The organism is Candidatus Peregrinibacteria bacterium (assembly GCA_030700255.1).
Taxonomy (GTDB): Bacteria; Patescibacteriota; Gracilibacteria; order UBA1369; family JABINC01; genus JABINC01.
In genome coordinates, this window is sequence record JAUYJN010000004.1 from 19,797 (window position 1) to 38,963 (window position 19,167).

Here is a 19,167-nt window from a genome sequence, read left to right on the forward strand (position 1 = left end):
ACTCCCGATTTTAAATGGGAGTGGTGGTATGATGGCCGGTATCATGTTTAGTGATAAAAGCCGGTTACCAGTATTAGATAGATCTCTTTTTACGTAGACTTACAAATGCTGTCCCCAGCATTGAAAGAGCGAACATAAGGGCAAGACCAGGCCCTGTTTCAGGAAGTTTTACTTCTACAACCACTCCTTCGCTTTCGTTTCCGGCAGCGTCTCTAGAAGTAATCTTAAACCAGTAAGTCATACCGGCCATCAAGTCACTGATATCGTATTCCGATACTAGTGGTGGAAGCACGATTTTTTCAGAGAAATCAGTACCATCCGTACTTTGATAGATGATCTGTTCTATAGCATCTTCCGAGACGCTGATAGTCCATGTAAGATGAACCATTTTGTCCCCTAAACTTGCTAAGAAATTAGTTACCTCTTCCGGTGGAATAACATCTATAAGTTCAAGTGTTTGCGCTTGAAATTCGATTCCATCGCCTGAATCTATAACAGCTCCGGATGCAGTCACTACATTCATAATAGATAAAACATAGTCATGCCCTGGCTCCATACCTTCTACTATAAGCTTAGCTGACATACTGTCTTCCATTAATTCTTCAAGACTTATTACCAGCATAGGCACTTCTCCGGTCATAGGGTCGGCCACTGCATCTTTTTCTGTAACCATAAAATGTGTCTCAGCCTCTACAAATTGTACCGGCTCTGAAAACATGATTTCAAGCTCTGCATCTGATACAACTTTTACGGAAGTAACACCTTCCGGTAAATTCTCCTCCGCTGCATTGTATAAATTTCCTAATTCTTCTTCATCAAGAATTGTACCTCCGGTGATGTCACCATTTTCAACAGCCTCTCCAAGCGCAGCCTCTAAAGCAGCCATTTCTTCAGGAGTCAAATCTCCAAACATGTCATCCATAGCACCATTCAATCCTGAATTAATTGTAACGTAATCACCGGTACCTGCTATAAATGTAGCTGTGTCTGATGTTCCACTACGTACTGATTTACCATATAGATCTTCAACAGTTATACCTGCTGTCAAAATATATTCACTATCAGGATCTTGTGGGGCAGTTTCAATAATTACAACCTTCTTATTTGTATTCAAAATCTCTGCTCCAAGTAATGGAAGAAATTCTCCGGTTAGATTATCTTCGACCAAAAATGCAGTTTGAGGCTCATCCTCAGGCAATTGCACCGGCTCTGAGAATACTACCTTGATTTGTACGTTTGAATATCCCTCGGCTGATTTTACCATTGGAGCCTTGCCATCATCTCCAAGTGGAAGTGGCGTTACAACCTCTTCAACAAATGCCGCCTCCGGAGTCGCCTCAACTTCAAAACTGTAACTCTCACTTTCATTCCCGGCTGCATCGTATGCAGTAACAGCAAAATAATATGTTACATCGTTCTCAATATTTTTTATTTCATATTCAATCGTATCACCAACTTCTAATGTATTTGAGTATTGACCACCTTGCGCATTTACAGACTCAAGTCCGTAATAGACCTTATAACCTTCAACTCCAACATTATCAGTTGCAACGTCCCAAGTTAGATCTATCATCGAGTCACTTGCAGTCGCTCTAACGTTTTCAACGTCAGATGGAGTCTCTAGGTCGGCAGGTCCTTCTTCTGCAAAGACAAGCGAGCTTAAGCTCACCAGCATAGCGGTAACCAGAACGAATCCTGTTACCATTGCGAGTAATTTCCTGAGTGTAGATGTGCGGCCATGCGCATTAAAGTTGGATGCTGTTGCTTCGCTCCCTATAGTGCAAGCCAAGCTCGTATCCATTCGCGGCCCGCATGTTCGCGCCTCTTTGGGAGCGGCATCTATGTTATACATTTCTGTGTTCATTTTTTTTGGGTTTAAATATTGTTTTTTGTATTTATTTTTAAATTCAAATCATAAGATTATAGCAGAAAAAGACTTCTTATTCATGCATGAGGTCTTGACTCGACGAATACGATGTTCTGTAATAACATTCATGTTTTTAAGTAAAGTAACGATGAAAAATCACTTTTTACTAACCAGTTAATTTTTCTATAGAAATTTTTTCGATTTTTTTACCTTTCATTTCTTCAACGATAAACACGAATCCGGATACTTCAACTCGCTCTCCTTTGCGCGGGAAGCGGTTTAAGCGTGAAAGTATAAAAAATGACAATGGCTTGTGCGGAGGGGATGGCAATATGACTCCTAGCGCCTTGTTTAAATCATAGATTTCAACTCCACCGGAAGCCTCCCATTCCATATTTCCGATTTTTGTTATTTCATCCTCCGCTTCATCATGCTCATCTATAATCTCACCGACTATTTCTTCGAGAAGGTCTTCCAATGTCACAAGTCCAGTGACTCCACCATGCTCATCGAGCACCATAGCTATATGTATATGGCTTTTTTGAAATTCTTTAAATAACTCATTTATTTTTTTAGTTTCCGGGACCTGTAACACTTGCTGTAAATCAAGATCCTTTAAAGGTTTATCAAACTCACCTTTTTGTAAATGAAGCAGTATATCTTTTACTGTGACTACCCCTATAACGTTATCCGTTGAATCTTCATAAACGGGGATTCTACTATGAGTATGATCCAATACAAATTGACCCGCCTCTTTGACCGTCGCATTACTTGGCAATAAATCAATCGATACCCTAGGTGTCATAACTTGCTCTACATACGTATCATCAAAATCAAGGACGTTTTCTATAAGTTCGCGTTCGGAGTGCTCTATCGAGCCCTCCTCCGCTCCAAGTGACGCCATCGCAAGTAACTCATCCTCACTGGCATGCATTACTACACCTTGCGCTCCAGCCACTTTTTCAACGGCTTTATTTATAAGTTTGAGAAGCCAAATTATTGGAAGTAGAATTTTGGAAAGTACGAATAACACAGGGCTCACTAAGAGTGAAAGCTTCACAGCATACTTGGCTGCAAATGTTTTTGGCATCACCTCTCCAAAAACAAGAAGAAGAAATGTCATAATTCCGGTAGTAATACCGATAGCACTAGACTCAAAAATCCTTGAAAATACTACCGTGGCAAAGACTGAAGCGAGAATATTCGCTATGTTATTACCAATTAAAATCGTAATAAGTAATGTCTCCGGGTCAGATTTTAGCTTTGCCACTACGTGTGAGAACTTACGTTTTTTATCACAAAGCTCACGAACCTTTGATTGAGTTAGACTCGTTAATGCTGTCTCTGATGCCGAGAAGAAGGCGGATAATACAATTAGGATAAGTAGTATAAGTATACTGGGGAGGTCCATTTAAGGGGGTTGTATTAAAATCTTTAAAATTTATTCTGTGCATACGTTTATGTACACCCCTAATAATATCATTTTTCTATTATAAAGGTAAACACAGAATAAGTTTGACAAAATTTGTCATATGGGTATTATTCTTCCATACAAAAAGAATCTTTATGAATTCATTGCGCAATATCATTACGGGTCTCAAGCTCATTGGCTCACTACAAGTGGGGGAGGCCTTGGTGTTGGCATAAAGAATTCATAAAACGCTCTTAACCCTCTCTCGCTTAAAACCAAGCAGATAAGTTTGTTATTAAATCTTATTTATCAACTTATTTGCGTGTTGACGTACAAGGCTGTCTATCTTAATAAGAATTCCAATGGCAATTGTTGAAAAGCATTATGATTATTTTCCTAGGGGTAAGCCTCAGTTTCCTGATGAGCGCGACAAATGGGATGCTAGAATTGGAGTTATCATGAGCTATGAGCTAGATAAGTATTATAGACTAGGGGCAATAGAATGGCTTAAGACCGGGACCCGGACTGCAATATCTGAAGCTCTGGCCACGAGGCTTAATGGCTTGGTTAAGGTGTATCCAAATGGGGAGGTTGAAATCATTGGTTGTAAGTTCTTAGCGGCGAGTCGCTGGTAAAATTATTGAGGAATGTCTAAATGTGTCTATTGTTCTCAACTTATCATTTTGTTAAGCTCGCTGAGGTTCTTATATTAAACAATGACAACTTTAGAAAAAATTCAGGTTTTGGTGCAGCGCGCGCTTGAAGATTCGAGCCTCTGGGAGGGTTTAAAAAGCTCTGGGATGAGCGATTTTCAAATACACATCGAATATCCGCGCGAGGCTCTACACGGAGACTATGCGACAAATGTCGCTATGCAGATAGCAGCACCTCTTGGGAAAAACCCTCGAGAAGTTGCTGAGATTTTGGTAGAGGCTATTTTGAAAACTGACGGCGTTGAAAAAATTATAGATGGCACTCCGGGGATTGCAGGGCCCGGATTTATAAATATTCGTGTGAAAAATGAAGTGCTTATTGATTCTATCAAAGATGCTGTCGAAAGAGGTGATAAATTTGGCAATTCAGAAGGCTTGGGAGGGCAAAAAATAATGCTGGAATTTGCACACCCAAACACCCATAAAGCGTTTCATATAGGGCATTTGCGCAATATCTGCCTTGGTGAATCTTTGGTAAGATTTTTGGAGTCACAAGGTGCTCATGTTTTCCGTGCCAACTACCAAGGTGATATCGGTCCGCATGTAGCAAAATGTATATGGGGTATGAAAAATATGCCTGAAAAGGATGGGCTCAGCCCTGTTCATAGCGAGATTGAGGCGAGGGAGCTTGAGTCTAATTATCTAACTTCGCCAGAGCGCAAAGTTGAATATCTTGGTGCTGCCTATGCCTTCGGCGGCAAAGCGTACGAATCCGACAAAGACGGTTCAAAAGGAATTCAGGCTGAAATCAAAAAAATTAACATGCAAATTTACAAAAAAGACCCTGCTATCATGCCACTATGGGAAGTGACTCGCCAATGGAGCTTGGATTATTTTGATTACACGTATAGCCGCCTCGGTAGCCGTTTTGACCACTTATTTTTTGAAAGCCAAATGTACGAGCGAGGGGCTGAAATTGTAAAAAAATATATGGGGAAGATTTTTGAAGAATCAGATGGGGCGATTGTGTTCAAAGGTGAAAATTATGGACTACACACTCGTGTTTTTATCACAAGCGAAGGGAATTCAACCTATGAAGGCAAAGAACTTGCTAATGTCGAGACACAATACGGCGTTTGGAATTTTGATAAAATCGTACATATAGTTGCAAATGAACAATCCGGATATTTCAAAGTTGTATTCAAGGCTATAGAGCTCATTGAGCCAAAATTTGAAGGAAAGCAATTTCATGTCGATTACGGAATGGTGAAGCTTTCTTCTGGGAAAATGTCGAGTCGCACCGGGGACATTGTCACGGCGGAGAGTTTGATCGATGATGCCAAAACAAAAATAATGGATATCTTAAATGAAAACATAAAGTCCGGGAGTTCACATTTAAGCGAATCAGAAAAAGAAGACGTCTCAGAAAAAGTCGCTATAGGAGCGGTGAAATTTACCATGCTTCATGCCGATTCCAAAAAAGATATCGCTTTTGATATGGAGCAATCCCTCAAACTCACCGGAGATAGCGGGCCTTATTTACAATACGGATATACTCGTATAGCTTCGATTTTGAAAAAAATCGAAGGACAGTCAGGAGATGCTGATTTTTCACAATTCAATGATTTGGACTGGACCCTTGCTAAGCAAATACTTAGGTTCGAAGAAGAAGTAACGGCTTCTGCAAACGAGCTCACGACTCACAATACAGCTCATTATTTGGTCAGTCTCGTAGCTGATTTTTCTCGTTGGTATGAGAACAACCGCGTGGCTCAAGCCGAAGCCGGACTGCTCAGCGCTAGAGTTGAACTCCTAAAAGCAATTCAGAACGTACTCGCAAACGGACTTTATCTGCTCGGTATTGAAACTGTTGAGAGAATGTAATATTTCCTTGCAATAGTGAAGCAAACTGGCTATTAATACATAGCGTTGTTTCGACCAAACGTTTTACATTGCGGAGAGATGGCAGAGTGGTCGAATGCAACGGTCTTGAAAACCGTCAGGCCGCAAGGTCTCCAGGGTTCGAATCCCTGTCTCTCCGCCATTTTTGCTTGCAAAAAAACCTATAAGTAGGGTACTATTCTTCCTTTTAAAGGAAAATCATGGGAAGAAAAGATCCAGGTCCAACTAGGCAAATGCCAACCGTAGATGAAGTAGAAGATGATGCTACCGGTAGAGTTCTAACTGATGCTGATAGTTTTTTTAATGGAGAGCCTGTTTTTGAAGAGGCCAAAGAGGTTGATCCTGAAATTTCAGTTCCTGTTGTTGATAATAGCGTTGGGGTTGAAACTCTAATACCTGAACGTGCCGCTGAAACAGGGGGCGCAGTAGTTGCATTCGAGCCTTTGGAGGAGGATGGGAGCTTTGGAGTCTCGGACCGTACCGTCCCAATTATGGAGGCCTTGCGCACCGATACTGCTAAAGCTCTCACTGAAATGACGGATGGATGGGATGATGATTTAGAAAAAAAGCTTGAAGAAGCGAAGATAAAAATCTTGCTTGATAATTGCAAGTCGATGTTTAGAAGATTTTCTCCAAAAGCTATGGCAAGACTTGCAAACTTAATATTGGAAAATCCTGAAGCCGGCTTCGTATGGATAAAATCTTTGGATGTACTTATACGATGTGATGCCGATAAAATATCTAAGAATCCTATCAAGGGTCCAGGCATGTATATATTAAACCTTGAGGATTCTGATACAGACATCACCCTCTTGGCTTCAAGTCCAAAGGATACCGGAGATGGGCTTTTGGCTTCATCTTTCAAAAAAGCTCATGCGGGAGTAGTAGGAGAAGCGACAAGTCATGGTCTACCCGCATCAGCAACTGTCAGCTATATGGGTAGGTCTCCCCTAAATGCACTTTTTATACCGGCTAGCCTAATACAGGCTCTGCCTGCTGACGCTCAAGCTGAATTGCTGACAAGAGGGCTCGAAGCCAGAAATTATTTAAGTGGGTTAAATCTTGATATGACCATGGATACAGCTGAGGATACCGCTCCATATACAATTCCGATGAATAGCCTACCAAAAGAAACTCTAAATTGGCTTATCGATTCCGGATTGGCTGAAGCTGTGAATGCTGCAGATATTTCAACTTATGATGAGGATATTGAAAGTGGAAAAGATGTAACTGCCAGATCATATTACGCCGGTGATGATATTGAGCTACTTCAAGGTTATGTAGCTTATATAAAAAGTGGAGTATTAAGTGTAGCGGAAAATCAAACTGCAGGTTTTGGCGAAAATAAGGTTCTCGCAAGAATAAGCGAGGGCAACCTAACCGGAGAGATGGTCGCTGCAACAGGTAATGCGCCCAGCGCTAAATTAACTGCTGAAACAGTGGTTGAGATTGTATATATACGTATACCAAAAACTACCAAAGGCATGCCAAATCGCAAAGAAGTTCTCGAGGAAAGAATAGCTGCTCTGCGAGCTTTGCATTTTAACTTAGCTTCTACTTTGCAACGCGCCGCATCTCATAGAAATGCGCTTGCGGCACAGGCGAGCAAAAGAGCTCGAAGAAGAAGGTAGTAGCATGAAGAGGTCGCTGAATTTTACATCCACCACTTAGTCTGATACAATCGGGGGTAAGTTATTCTTAATCAAAAATTTATGTTAAATGCAAAAGCGCTAGGAATGTCCGGAGGTTTGCTTTGGGGATCTTGTATGCTTGTTTCTACTTTTATCGGAATGTATTTCGTAGGTTATGCGTCTGGTTATTTTGACATGCTTATGGGTATGTATCCAGGATATGAACTATCTGTTCCAGGTGCATTTATTGGATTCGCCTATGGCTTCGCCGATGGATTTATCGGCATGTTCCTACTCGGATGGCTATACAACCGATGCGACGCTAAATGCCCATTTGTAGGTAGCAAAAAAAAGAAATAGCCCAGTTTTTACTTGAGTAATTTTGTGTGTAGTGTAAGATCCGGTACTTAAGTTTATTAGTTTTGTCTTATGGAAAATATCTTGAGGAATCAAAAATGTGGAACGTGTAGTAAGGATTTCCCTATCACAGATATAGATGAAAAAATCTATGCAAAGTTTGAGGTCAAAAGTCCCAAGGATTGCGATTTTTAATTCCAAAAGTGAGAACTCCGAATATACCGTTCATAGTGGTGGTAACCGAAATTGCTACATGTCTTCCTCGCTTGTCGATTGCGAAGATGTTCATTACACGGATTGGGGGTTTTATTGTAAGGACTCTCTCGATCTATATATGTGTACCGGTTGCGAACTTTGTTACTTCTGTTTTTCTTGTGAAAAATGTTATAGCAGTATGTACCTTGAACACTCTGAAGGTTTGAATTTTTCTTACCTTTGTTTTGATTGTCGAGGTTCAAACAATCTTATCGGATGCAGTGAGCTTCGCAACAAAGAATACATGGTCCTAAATCAAAAAGTTACTCCTGAAGAATTTGAAAAATATTTGCATGCATTAAAAACCAACCCGGAATACAGAAAAGAATTTTTGAAAAGTTACGATCAATTAAAAGCGCAAACTCCAAAGCGTTTTGCGATGGAAAAAAATTGTGAAAATTGCACCGGAAATAATTTGGTAAATGCAAAAAATGCTACAAATTGTTATGACTCAAAAAATCTGGAAGATGTAAGGTACTGCCAGGATACAGGTGATATGAAAGACTGCTGTGATTGTACCAGGATCGGCACGGGAGAAATGCTTTACGAATGTAAAGCGATTATAGATTTAAATTACAGTAAGTTTTGTAATCTCTGCTATTACTCAAGCAACTTGCAATACTGCGATAACTGTCAAAATGCACATGATTCTTTTGGATGCATGAGTTTGAAAAATAATAAATTTTGTATTTTGAATAAGCAGTATACAAAAGAAAAGTATGAAGAGTTGATGCCGCAAATAATCGAGCACATGAAAAAAGAAAAATCATATGGAGAATTTTTCCCAGTTGAATTAACTGTGTATGGATACAATGAGACCAAAGCTTTTGAGTGGTTCCCAATGACTCGGCAAGAAGTTTTGGCAAAAGGTTGGGAATGGAGAGAAAAAGATATCAGGCAATACCTACCCGGAACAAACGAAATCTTAGCATGTGTTGATTGCGGAAAAAATTATAGGATTATTCCTTATGAAGGAAAATTTTATGAGAAACTTGGATTACCGATTCCAAAAAAATGTCCAGACTGCAGGCACTTTGAAAGAGTGGCATGGCAGAGCCCAAGGCGGCTCTGGGAGAGGGTTTGTATGAAATGCTCGACCGATTTTAAAACAACATACTCTCCGGATAAAACTGATATAGTTTATTGCGACGCATGTTATTTGGGTACTTTGAATTAAATTGTTTTTCTATTTAAAAAGTTTTGTGATATAAGATACAAGATGTATTTATTTTTGTATTTATTTTTTAATTTACGTACATATGAGAGTCGTACTAAATCTAAAACATCTACTTGAGAACAAGCTTATTACAAGCTCGGAAGCTAGTAGATTTAAAAGCCTTTCTATGAAGGCTACGTTCCAGTTCGCTGTTAGTTTACTTATGATATTTGGCTTACTCGCACTCGGAGCAGGAGCTTTTGCTATGAAACCGGGGCCTGAAATGATGACGCTTCTCGGTGTTGTTATGCTTGGTCTTGGAATTGTTTTTGGAAGAGTGAAAGGTGAATATTCATGGGCATTTGTGAGCTTCGTTGCCTTGGTCGCCGGTTCGCTTTTGACTGCTAGTGGAATAAGCATGGAACTTGCAAATGTTGAAATTGCGGCACTTGTATCTGCAGTTTTATTTATGCTTGTTGCAGTCATTGCTAACAGCGGATTCCTCAGTGCTTTGTCTGCTATAGCTATTGCTGCGACAGTAGGTGGTGGTGCTGAATATGGTTTCAATAGTAGTTACCTACTAGGTCTTGAATCTCGAATTCTTGCTATAGTAGTTTTCGTTATTCTTGGAGCTTTCGCGCTACAATTATCTAAAAAACTTAAGCCGGCCGGGGGGCGAATAGCTCTTGTTTTTGCACGTACATCTCTTGTTATAATCAACGTTGCATTTTGGGCAGGGTCACTACTTGGAGATACTGTTGGAAGAATAAATTATGAAGCAATGGCTGAGGCGGATTACGATAAGCTTGCAACTGCATACAACACTTTGTTGCCATCATGGTTCGGTGGGGCAGTGATATATTCTCCAAATTTCTTTGCTATCGCATGGGCTGTTGCAATCATACTTATCGGAATATGGGCTGTTAGAAAAAACAGTGCTTTTGTTTTGAATGTTGTCACTGTTTTTGCAGCTTTGCATTTTTACACACAATGGTTTGAAAGATTTGGAACAGAGTCATGGAGCTTGCTTACTGCAGGTGGCGTTGCGGTCCTAATCGCATTTGGTCTTAGTTTTATAAATGAAGACAGGCCGGCTAGAGTAACTTCTCTACCAACTCCTGCAAAAGCAACGCCTACTGTTGCAAAAAAAGTTGTAGCGAAAAAAATGGCTAAGAAGAAAGTTACTGCTAAAAAGCCGGTTGTGAAGAAGGCTGCTGTGAAAAAAGCAGCAGTTAAGAAAGTTGCTGTAAAAAAAGTTGTTGTTAAGAAGGCAAAGAAGAAAAAGGCTACAAAGAAAAAATAAAGTGATTGACCAAAAAGACCTCCGCTTTTGGCGGAGGTCTTTTTTTATAACTGCTCCCAAAGCATTTCGAATACTGTCATCATGGATGCGAAGTAGTCCGGTTGGGTGATTTTGATAGCAACTTCTTTGCTTGGTGCGTAGTGAAGTAGGTAGACGGAGCCGCCCATGAAGATCATGTCCGAAAGTATTTTTTTGTCGGCTGAAATCTTTTTGAATTTATGGTTGGGGTTTTTTGAATTCTTTATAAACCAATCCGCTTCCGGGCCGTCAACAACTATGTCGCGGATATGCGGTTTTGTTATAGCGGATTCTTTGAGATGTTCGAGTCCGATTTTCTTAAGTTCATCTGAATGAAATACAATCCCCGGATTGAAGATCGAACAGTAATCCCCACCGCCGAGCGCGGTCTCGAGCGAGGCGTATACAGTGTCTATAGAATCAAGAGCGCGAATGTCGAACACGCCAAAGTCTTGATCTGATTTAAATGCTATTTCGTCGAGGTGAGTTTCAAGTAGGTGCGCGGAAGTTTTGAGATCATTAAATTTTCGCTCAGCATTTTTTGTCAAAACTTTTGAAATCATCTGCGGTGAGAGTGACGCAAAATATGTCGTATCTTTTCGCTTTTGCTTCGCGACTAAGTTTTGAGCGATTAGAGTTTCGAGTATCGCATAAACAGTCGGACGTTTTAAGTTCGTCGCCTTGGAAATCAAAGTCGCAGTCGTAGCCCCACGCTTGAGCAGATGTATCAGCACAGCCTGTTCGCTAGGATTGAATCCGCAAGTTGAGAGAAGATTTGAAATCATAGGAAATTGTTACTTCGTACCTTATTTCGCAACTCAAGCCTTCGGCGAGTTGCGTGATTGTCAGAAAATTATTGACAAGTTTAGTATAGCATAAATTGGCTTATACGAGCAATATTTATTGCATCATAAAATAAAGGTTATTGAAAACTTTTGAATATGTTTTATAATAGCTTACGAAAGATCACCTACATATATAAACCCCTAACCATCACTTACTATGACACAAGTTACATCGAAAAAATCAGGCATTACATTTGAAGTTTCGGACAAGGATAAAAAATTTATTGAAAATATTTCTCCTGTTATAAATGGGAAGAAATTTGAGATACCGCTTCCGACGACTACTCCGGATGAAAGACAACAGCGTCGGCTCGCGCACAGAAACGAAAGAAATTTATACAAAAGAAAGTGCGACGGTACCGGTAAAGATATTATTTCAACTTATCGAGCCGAAGCCCCATTTCCAGTCTACAGCATTCAACATTGGTGGAGCGACAAATGGAACGCAAAAGATTATGCGCAAGATTTTGATTTTAGCCGTCCATTTTTCGAGCAATTCGCCGAATTACAAAAAAAAGTCCCAAGACTCGGCGTGCTCCAAGAGCAAAATGAAAATTCGGATTATACGAATTGCGCTACAAATTTAAAAGATTGCTATTTACTCTTCTCATCCGATTACAATCGTTCGTGTTATTACGGGGTCTGGATTCAGCGCTCAAATGACTGTCTCGACAACTTACTCCTCGATGACTCAGAGCTCGCTTACGACTGTATTTTCTCAAAAAAACTCTACAACTGTAAAACGTGCATGTATTCATCTTTGTGCTCCGACTCGGCATTTCTACTTGATTGCAAAAACTGCACCAATTGCTTCATGTGCTTCGGACTTCGCAATCAAGAATACTGCTTGTTTAACAAAAAAGTTACAAAAGAGGAATACGAGGATTACATGAAAAAATATCCACTTACGTCACGAACAAATTACGATTATTTCAAAAATCATTTCTTGGAATTCATCAAAGATGCGCCATATCTATATATGCGACGTAACGGACGGATTGAGAATTCTACAGGAGATTTCTTGACTGATGTCGAGAATTGCGAAGAGTGCTTCGAAGCAACTGAAGCCAAAGATTGCAAATACGTTCAAGGCGCATTTCAAGTAAAAGATGCGATGGATTGTTGCTATGTGAATAATGAGTTCGGCTATGAAAATTGCGAATGTTTCCCGATGCCATTTGGCGCAAAATTCTGCGTAAACTGCTACTCCGGATCAGACCTAATGTACTGCGACTCTTGTATGAATAACTGCCGAGATTGTTTCGGATGCGTCGGCCTCAAACAATCACAATATTGTATTTTGAACAAGCAATATACCAAAGAAGAGTATGAAGAATTGTTACCGAAAATCATTGAACATATGAAAAATGACGGCTCATTTGGTGAATTTTTCCCTGGAAATTTGAGCCCATATTCTTACCAAGAAAGTGTGGCGATGGATTTTTTTCCACTGACAAAAGAGCGAGCGATAGCGAGCGGATTTAAATGGGAGGAGGTTGATGATAAGCAATACGTGCCTCAATCCATAGCCGTAGCTGATGACTTGAAAGACATAGATGATTCGATTTGTAGCCAAGTCCTCTCCTGCATCGAAACCGGGAAAAACTTCCGCATCATTCCGCAAGAACTTGCGTTTTACAAAAAAGTCGGATTACCGATTCCAAATCTTTGCCCGGAAACTCGTCATCAAGAGCGTGCGAAATTCAGAAACTCACGACACTTATATGACAGAACTTGCTCTGCCTCTGGAGTAGCGCTTAAATCAACTTACGCACCTGATCGCCCTGAAAAAGTTTACTCAGAAGAAGAATACTTAAAATTGATTGGGTAGATAACAGAAATGACTAAAAGAATTCCCGCGTAGTCATCATGAATATCACTTTGAAGTCTGTTGAAGTATCTTGATGATCGCTTTTACAAGTGGATTGCTTTTTTCAAGTTTTGGAATGATCTTTTTTCCTTCACGTTCTTTTTGGAGAAGATTGTTGAGTGTTAAGATCTTGATATGCTGTGAAGTAAGTGGCAAAGAAATACCTAAGATTTCCGCTATCTCACTTACCGAACAATTCGGTTCATGCATAAGAATACAAAAAATATGGTAACGATTGACATCACTCAACGCTTTGAATACAGCGACAATATCTTTGTTTTTTTCGTTAAATAGTTTTTTTATTTTAGGGGAATTTTTTTTACGTAACATAGTTTTAATATTAAACAATTATTTAATTGATACTCTATTGGTCAAAATACGTCAATGGTATTATTATTTATGTCTCTACTGCACATGAATTACCGACATGCCCGGCTGATCCTGAACACGACGAACGGCATCCTCAATACAACTGGCAATACCGTCTTGAACAAATTGAGCTGTATTTCGATTGCTGAATGCATCATCAAAATCGAGCGAGGGATCTCTAAAATCTACTGATCGAATGATCGCATCTTCATTAGGCCCTTCCGCTTCATCATTATTAATTCCATCGTCCAAATTCATGTGCAATGCTGTCCACCAATTACGCATATCAAATTGAACAGCTCCAGAATGACCGTTAGGGAAAACTGCGATTTCGGTTTCCATAAGGTCTTCAGCTTCAGAATTATGATGAGTCACAGCTCTGAGACTGGTAAACCCGGTGTCGCCCTCATTAATCAAATAAGTAAGTGGGTTCGCTCTGAACTCCGGACCATTGGCAAAACCCGGAAAGCCGGGAATTAGGATCTGAGTACGAATTTTTCGTAAAGGCTCAGAATTAGTATCGTTTTCATTTTGAGAAACAAAAGTAATAGGAATCTCAGCGTCTTCAATGAGGTTTTCAATTTCCTCTTCAGTAAGGTCGCTTGGGTCAATATTAGATGGAAGATATGGCAATAATAAACCAAGCATTTCTCCAGACATCGCATCCTTCACATCTGGCACTTTCATCGCACACAAATCATAGTTTGCCTGTGCAGTGATAAAATCGGCATTCGCAATACCATCTAAAGGATGGGGGCAAATTAAATTCGCAGACAATGCTCCTAATGCATCAGAAATACATCCACGTATACCACTTGAAGTGATATTTAGAGTAGGCGAAGGTAATGTCGGTGTATCCGAATACAGTGATTCGGGCTCTATCTCTGGAGCTAAGGACAACGAGGTGTCGCTGCATCCGCTGCCGACCGCCAAGGCCATTAAGGTTGCCAAAATCGGTGCTTTGTTACGCATAAGTTTTCATGGGTTAGTTATATGTAAAGACTTTCGATTCTTTGATTAAACAATTATTTAATCGTTTAAGGTATAAGTATTACGCCTTAAACTAACCCATGTCAATACAAAAGGCTAAAGAACCAGGAACTCGGAAGTTGAAAAGCGATTTGGATAGTGTAAGTTAAAACACCAAAGCCATTCTTCCTTTGACCTCTCGGAATGTTTCTTTATCCAAATTTGAAACTCGTTTCTTTAATCTTTTTTTATCAAGTGTCCTAATTTGAAAAAGTAATGCGACACTATCTTGGCTTAGTTGTGATATTTTTTTCTCAAGAAAATATGTCGTTGAGTAACCTTGCATTTGTAAGTTAGAAGTAATTGGGGCGATGATCGCCGTATTGAGATGTTCGTTCAATCTATTGTTTTGCAAAATTAACACAGGCTTAAAGCCGCCCTGCTCGTGACCCTTAACAGGATTCAAATCTGCGAGACAAATATCCCCTTGTTGTATTAAAGTTTCTTTCATATTTAAAATGATATTTCGTCCCCAAGTAAAAGCCATTCATCTTCCGAGGGTAAGTCGTCGCATGTGATTTTTGACAACTCTTTGGCCTCCTGCTCCAATCTTTGATCTATATAATTTCTCAATGCAGCCTCTACTATTGAACTTTTGCTCGTATTCATATTTTCTGCTAACTGGTCCAACATTGCATTGATAGATGGCAAAATGGTCACTGATATTTTGAATTTATTTTGTGTATGTACTTTTTTCATATGATTTGAATTAATTATCGTACTAATTAGTAGTACTACTATATCATACTTTTAGTGAGAATGTCGAGTTAATAAATCATAAAAATGACTTAAGTTTCTTTTGGATTTAAGTATAATGCGCCCATATGGAATATTTGGTTGCGGACAATTGGGAGGATTATGAGCTCATCGATATGGGGGATGGTGAGAAATTAGAGCGATGGGGAGATGCTATTTTGCGTCGTCCTGATCCGCAAGTGATATGGCCGAAATTTGATTTGTCGCTCTGGGAGAATGCTGATGCTGTTTATCATAGAAGTGCTCGGGGTGGAGGGAGTTGGGAGTACAATAAAAAACTCCCTGATAAGTGGGTAATCAATTATGGGGATTTGAAATTTTTTGTAAAAACTATGTCATTCAAACATACCGGGATTTTTCCTGAGCAAGGTGTAAATTGGGATTATATGATGCAAGCGATCAAGGGAGCAGGAAGACCTATTAAAGTATTGAATTTGTTTGGATATACAGGGGGGGCGACGGTCGCTGCTGCTGCGGCCGGAGCGGAGGTTACGCACGTCGACTCAGCCAAAGGTATGGTTTATTGCGCCAGTGAAAATGCGGAACTCTCAGGGCTTAAGAATGCGAAAACAAAATGGATGGTCGACGATGCAATTAAGTTTGTAGATCGTGATCTTCGTCGTGGTAATACCTATGACGGAATCATCATGGATCCTCCGGCATATGGCAAAGGGCCCAAAGGTGAGACTTGGAGATGCGAAGATGACCTTTATAAATTTATAGAAAAATGTGCGAAGCTACTTTCCAAAAAACCACTCTTCTTTATAGTAAATTCATATACCGCAGGATTTTCATCAATGGCTATTAAAAATATGATCGAATCGACAGTCGGAAAAGCCCACAAAGGCGAAATCAAATTCGGAGAGATAGGGCTCAAAGCTAGCGCAAGCGATATGGTGTTGCCATGTGGGGTTTTTGTAAGATTCGAAGGGAAGTAATTTAAGAAAGTTTTAACTCCTTTTTAATTGCAAACATATAGTGCTTTTGATAATATACGTACAAGCATTTGTAGGGAATCTTCGGACCCAGAACGGTCTCAACCGTTAACAAGTGCTTCTTTTACTTGCCTTAAAACTTTATGCTTACCAGATTTATATAATTGGAATGCTTTGAATATTCGTAAAATCCATTATCTTCTAATGAATGATTTGGACGATCCATTGATAGTTGGAAAATGGAAAAAAGAAGGATGTATCCGCCACTCTTGGCAATTGAATTTTATATAAGATTCGAATCGATACATCCATTTATAGATGGTAACGGAAGAACTGGCCGAATCTTGTTTGATGCAATTTTATTTCACACTGACTATATGCCGATAGTTTTCTTTACCGAAAATCACGCCTCTCATTGCAAAGCTATCACGAAAGCAGTCGAAGGCAGATATGGAAATTTCCAAAAACACTTCCTAGAACAAGCTGAAAAAACCATAAAATTAATAAAGCTTCATGAGTGAACGGTGTTGAAGTTCCTATGTCAAAATAGATATCTATACGTTAAAATTAACCTACAAATAAATCCAAAATATGACAATTCAAGAATACCTAAATAAAATTCGTGAGCTTAAAATCGAGTTAGATAAAAAGAGACCGCTCAATGAAGGTGAGCTGCGAGAACTTCGTAAATGGTACGATGTAACATACACCTATAATTCAAATGCAATTGAAGGAAATTCACTCACGCTCGCTGAAACAAAAGTTGTTATAGAGGACGGGATAACAATAGGTGGCAAGCCTTTACGTGAAATATATGAGGTGAAAAATCATAAGGAAGTTCTTGAGAGAATGTTTGATTTTGTGAAAGGGCAAGGTGAAATTGAGGAGGGTGTAATTTTAAATTTTCATAAAGTGTTGCTTAATGATATAGATACAGAAAATGCAGGCATCTACCGAAATGTACAAGTATATATCTCGGGTAGTGAAGATATATTACCGCCAGCAAAAGAGGTGCCTTCTTTGATGCGACAATTGTATTCTTGGTATGAAGAGTCAAAGAATTTAAACCCATGTTTACTCGCTGCAAAATTTCATTATAAATTTGTTAAAATACATCCTTTTATAGATGGAAATGGTAGAATGGCGAGATTGTTGATGAACCTGATTCTTGTTAAAAATGGATTTCCACCTGTGATCGTTCCCGTTGTACGCAGGCTCGAATATATACGCAGTATTCAAAACGGCGAAGAGGCTTTTGATGAATTTACTATGAGTGTAATCGTTGAGGGTCTGAAAGATTATTTAAGGATGGTTGGAGAGTGATTTTTACTGAGCGACGAATGCGGTAGCTCCAAGCCAAGAAAGGTTGAATACAGCACGCTGGGTTTTGGCGTAGACGGCAGACTCGATAAGGATGCCGATAAGTTCATCTGGGTTAAGTGAGATTATGGCGACGGAGTTATCGTAGATAGAGATTTGGTTTTCGAAGTCGAATTCTTTTGGGTTTACGAAGAGAATTTCTACAAGCTCGCGTGGAAAATCTTTTGGGTAAAAAGTGTCGAGAAATGCTCGTGAAGCCTCTGTTGATGGCGAGAGAAATCGAGCCTTTACGTTTTTTTTCACAAGTTTTTTTGTGTATTCAGGTAGGTAGTCTGGTAAAAATTCACCAAGTGCCTCGAGGTTTGTATAACCTAATACTTCGCTTTTTGCTTCGAGTGTTTGATCGAACAAAGCCTTTATCCCTTCGATACCTTCAAATGATCTTATAATCGGCTTGAACGCATCTACGTTTGTTAATTTAAGAAGTTCAGGAACTATCTTTTCTGCGAGCTCGAGTTTTTCTTCCTGTTGATTAATCAAAACCTGAGGAGGCTCAGCTACAAAAAATTTCGTCCCATCCTTTGTATAACTTGTGATGAGTCTTTTTTTCTTCAGCTTTTCAAGTATGTGATAACAATTCACGCGTGGGACGCTCGACCTACTTGCAATTGAGCTCGCATACGAACCACCAAGCTCAATTATTGTAAGGTAAACCTGAGCTTCATCTTTGGTTAGGCCGATATTTTGAAGGTCTGAGTTAAGCACGAAAAGTTTTAATTTTCTAAAATCATCTTTTCAAGATCCTTTTTCAATTTTGGTAATTTATTTTGAATAATACTCCACAGTAACTCGTAGTCTATTTCAAAATAGTCATGAACCAATTTGTCACGTGTGCCAGCAATCCTCCTCCATTCAACCTCCGGATACTTTTCTTTTAATTCGTTTGGAATTCGTTTTGCAGCCTCACCAAGGATTTCAATACTTTTACAAAACGCTTTGCATAAAACCTTATCTCCAAAAAAACTATCAAAATCAAGCCCCCTTGACTCTTGCAAAATAAACTCCGCCTCATCTTTCATGTGGCATAAATATTCAATTGGATTCTTCGATAACATACTCAACTTCTTTTAAAATATAAGGACCAATATACGGACTCAGCGCCTTGTCCGTGACAAGCTCGACTTCTCTACCCAAACCATCTTCGAGAAAATAGGCCAAGTCAATAAAATTGTCATAGTTTTTTTTCTCTTTATGAAACGAGACTAGAAAATCAATGTCACTGCTGTCCGTTTGCTCGCCACGAACAAAGGATCCAAAAAGTCCAAGTTTTTTCGCCCCGTACCCTTCGATAACGTTCTTATTATCAAGAATGAATTTCTTTATCGCCTTTTTGTCTTTTACAGCTTTTACCATATAGTCATATTATGACATTAGAAAGATACATTTAATACTTATTAAAAGCAACTAAATCGAGACCCGGCCCAAGCTGT

General features: G+C 39.4%; 20 protein-coding genes and 1 tRNA gene. 11 read left to right on the forward strand and 10 right to left on the reverse strand.

The genetic code is table 11. The features are described 5' to 3' along the window. Window positions 1-73: 73 nt before the first annotated feature. Both Q8P68_00485 and Q8P68_00490 read right to left on the reverse strand, forming a co-directional pair. On the reverse strand, window positions 74-1,864 hold the full coding sequence (locus Q8P68_00485; protein MDP4007649.1) for a fibronectin type III domain-containing protein: 1,791 nt from the start codon (window positions 1,862-1,864) through the stop codon (window positions 74-76). Window positions 1,865-2,033: 169 nt separating this feature from the next. After that, on the reverse strand, window positions 2,034-3,278 hold the full coding sequence (locus Q8P68_00490) for a hemolysin family protein (protein ID MDP4007650.1): 1,245 nt from the start codon (window positions 3,276-3,278) through the stop codon (window positions 2,034-2,036). Between the two features lie 362 nt (window positions 3,279-3,640). Here Q8P68_00490 and Q8P68_00495 point away from each other — a divergent pair, with 362 nt between their 5' ends. The 7 genes from Q8P68_00495 (at window position 3,641) to Q8P68_00525 (ending at window position 10,535) form a co-directional block, all read left to right on the forward strand. After that, on the forward strand, window positions 3,641-3,913 hold the full coding sequence (locus Q8P68_00495; protein ID MDP4007651.1) for a hypothetical protein: 273 nt from the start codon (window positions 3,641-3,643) through the stop codon (window positions 3,911-3,913). Between the two features lie 81 nt (window positions 3,914-3,994). After that, window positions 3,995-5,815, forward strand: coding sequence for an arginine--tRNA ligase (argS, locus tag Q8P68_00500; GenBank protein ID MDP4007652.1), 1,821 nt, complete (start codon window positions 3,995-3,997; stop codon window positions 5,813-5,815). A 72-nt stretch (window positions 5,816-5,887) separates the two neighbouring features. Beyond that, a tRNA-Ser gene (locus Q8P68_00505) sits at window positions 5,888-5,975 on the forward strand. Between the two features lie 58 nt (window positions 5,976-6,033). Continuing rightward, entirely contained in the window at window positions 6,034-7,464 is a 1,431-nt protein-coding gene (locus Q8P68_00510) for a hypothetical protein (protein MDP4007653.1), read from the forward strand. An 81-nt stretch (window positions 7,465-7,545) separates the two neighbouring features. Then, window positions 7,546-7,824 (forward strand): hypothetical protein, encoded by a 279-nt coding sequence (locus Q8P68_00515; protein ID MDP4007654.1) that lies wholly within the window; start codon window positions 7,546-7,548, stop codon window positions 7,822-7,824. A 136-nt stretch (window positions 7,825-7,960) separates the two neighbouring features. After that, window positions 7,961-9,253, forward strand: coding sequence for a hypothetical protein (locus Q8P68_00520; GenBank protein ID MDP4007655.1), 1,293 nt, complete (start codon window positions 7,961-7,963; stop codon window positions 9,251-9,253). Between the two features lie 82 nt (window positions 9,254-9,335). Further along, window positions 9,336-10,535 (forward strand): hypothetical protein, encoded by a 1,200-nt coding sequence (locus tag Q8P68_00525; protein MDP4007656.1) that lies wholly within the window; start codon window positions 9,336-9,338, stop codon window positions 10,533-10,535. A gap of 44 nt (window positions 10,536-10,579) precedes the next feature. On the opposite strand, the gene Q8P68_00530 is transcribed toward Q8P68_00525, so the two are convergent. Continuing rightward, window positions 10,580-11,338, reverse strand: coding sequence for a helix-turn-helix domain-containing protein (locus tag Q8P68_00530; protein MDP4007657.1), 759 nt, complete (start codon window positions 11,336-11,338; stop codon window positions 10,580-10,582). A gap of 217 nt (window positions 11,339-11,555) precedes the next feature. On the opposite strand from Q8P68_00530, the gene Q8P68_00535 reads away from it, so the two are divergent. Continuing rightward, the gene (locus tag Q8P68_00535; protein MDP4007658.1) at window positions 11,556-13,229 is read left to right on the forward strand and encodes a hypothetical protein; all 1,674 of its coding nucleotides are present in this window, start codon (window positions 11,556-11,558) and stop codon (window positions 13,227-13,229) included. 45 nt (window positions 13,230-13,274) lie between these two features. On the opposite strand, the gene Q8P68_00540 is transcribed toward Q8P68_00535, so the two are convergent. From Q8P68_00540 to Q8P68_00555, 4 genes are all read right to left on the reverse strand, one after another. Next, on the reverse strand, window positions 13,275-13,598 hold the full coding sequence (locus Q8P68_00540; protein ID MDP4007659.1) for a metalloregulator ArsR/SmtB family transcription factor: 324 nt from the start codon (window positions 13,596-13,598) through the stop codon (window positions 13,275-13,277). Window positions 13,599-13,673: 75 nt separating this feature from the next. Continuing rightward, window positions 13,674-14,570: a hypothetical protein gene (locus Q8P68_00545; protein MDP4007660.1), complete on the reverse strand. Its 897-nt coding sequence runs from the start codon at window positions 14,568-14,570 to the stop codon at window positions 13,674-13,676. 202 nt (window positions 14,571-14,772) lie between these two features. Further along, window positions 14,773-15,117 carry a type II toxin-antitoxin system PemK/MazF family toxin gene (locus tag Q8P68_00550; protein ID MDP4007661.1) on the reverse strand — a complete coding sequence of 115 codons (345 nt, stop codon included), beginning with the start codon at window positions 15,115-15,117 and terminating at the stop codon, window positions 14,773-14,775. A gap of 2 nt (window positions 15,118-15,119) precedes the next feature. Beyond that, complete coding sequence (locus Q8P68_00555; protein ID MDP4007662.1) at window positions 15,120-15,365, reverse strand: ribbon-helix-helix protein, CopG family; 246 nt, start codon at window positions 15,363-15,365, stop codon at window positions 15,120-15,122. Window positions 15,366-15,490: 125 nt separating this feature from the next. Between Q8P68_00555 and Q8P68_00560 the strand changes: the two genes are divergently transcribed. The 3 genes from Q8P68_00560 to Q8P68_00570 all read left to right on the forward strand — a co-directional run bounded on the left by Q8P68_00560 (window position 15,491) and on the right by Q8P68_00570 (window position 17,680). After that, entirely contained in the window at window positions 15,491-16,360 is an 870-nt protein-coding gene (locus Q8P68_00560) for a class I SAM-dependent methyltransferase (GenBank protein ID MDP4007663.1), read from the forward strand. Between the two features lie 236 nt (window positions 16,361-16,596). Then, the gene (locus Q8P68_00565) at window positions 16,597-16,878 is read left to right on the forward strand and encodes a Fic family protein (GenBank protein MDP4007664.1); all 282 of its coding nucleotides are present in this window, start codon (window positions 16,597-16,599) and stop codon (window positions 16,876-16,878) included. Between the two features lie 70 nt (window positions 16,879-16,948). After that, window positions 16,949-17,680 carry a Fic family protein gene (locus tag Q8P68_00570; protein ID MDP4007665.1) on the forward strand — a complete coding sequence of 244 codons (732 nt, stop codon included), beginning with the start codon at window positions 16,949-16,951 and terminating at the stop codon, window positions 17,678-17,680. A 3-nt stretch (window positions 17,681-17,683) separates the two neighbouring features. On the opposite strand, the gene Q8P68_00575 is transcribed toward Q8P68_00570, so the two are convergent. Genes Q8P68_00575 through Q8P68_00585 form a run of 3 tightly spaced genes read right to left on the reverse strand, consistent with a single transcriptional unit; the run spans window position 17,684 to window position 19,090 of the window. Next, complete coding sequence (locus tag Q8P68_00575) at window positions 17,684-18,442, reverse strand: helix-turn-helix domain-containing protein (GenBank protein ID MDP4007666.1); 759 nt, start codon at window positions 18,440-18,442, stop codon at window positions 17,684-17,686. A gap of 8 nt (window positions 18,443-18,450) precedes the next feature. Further along, a complete protein-coding gene (locus Q8P68_00580; protein MDP4007667.1) occupies window positions 18,451-18,792 on the reverse strand; it encodes a DUF86 domain-containing protein in 342 nt (113 codons plus the stop codon). Beyond that, window positions 18,770-19,090 carry a nucleotidyltransferase family protein gene (locus Q8P68_00585; GenBank protein ID MDP4007668.1) on the reverse strand — a complete coding sequence of 107 codons (321 nt, stop codon included), beginning with the start codon at window positions 19,088-19,090 and terminating at the stop codon, window positions 18,770-18,772. The genes Q8P68_00580 and Q8P68_00585 overlap by 23 nt, the downstream gene beginning before the upstream one ends. Window positions 19,091-19,167: the final 77 nt, after the last annotated feature.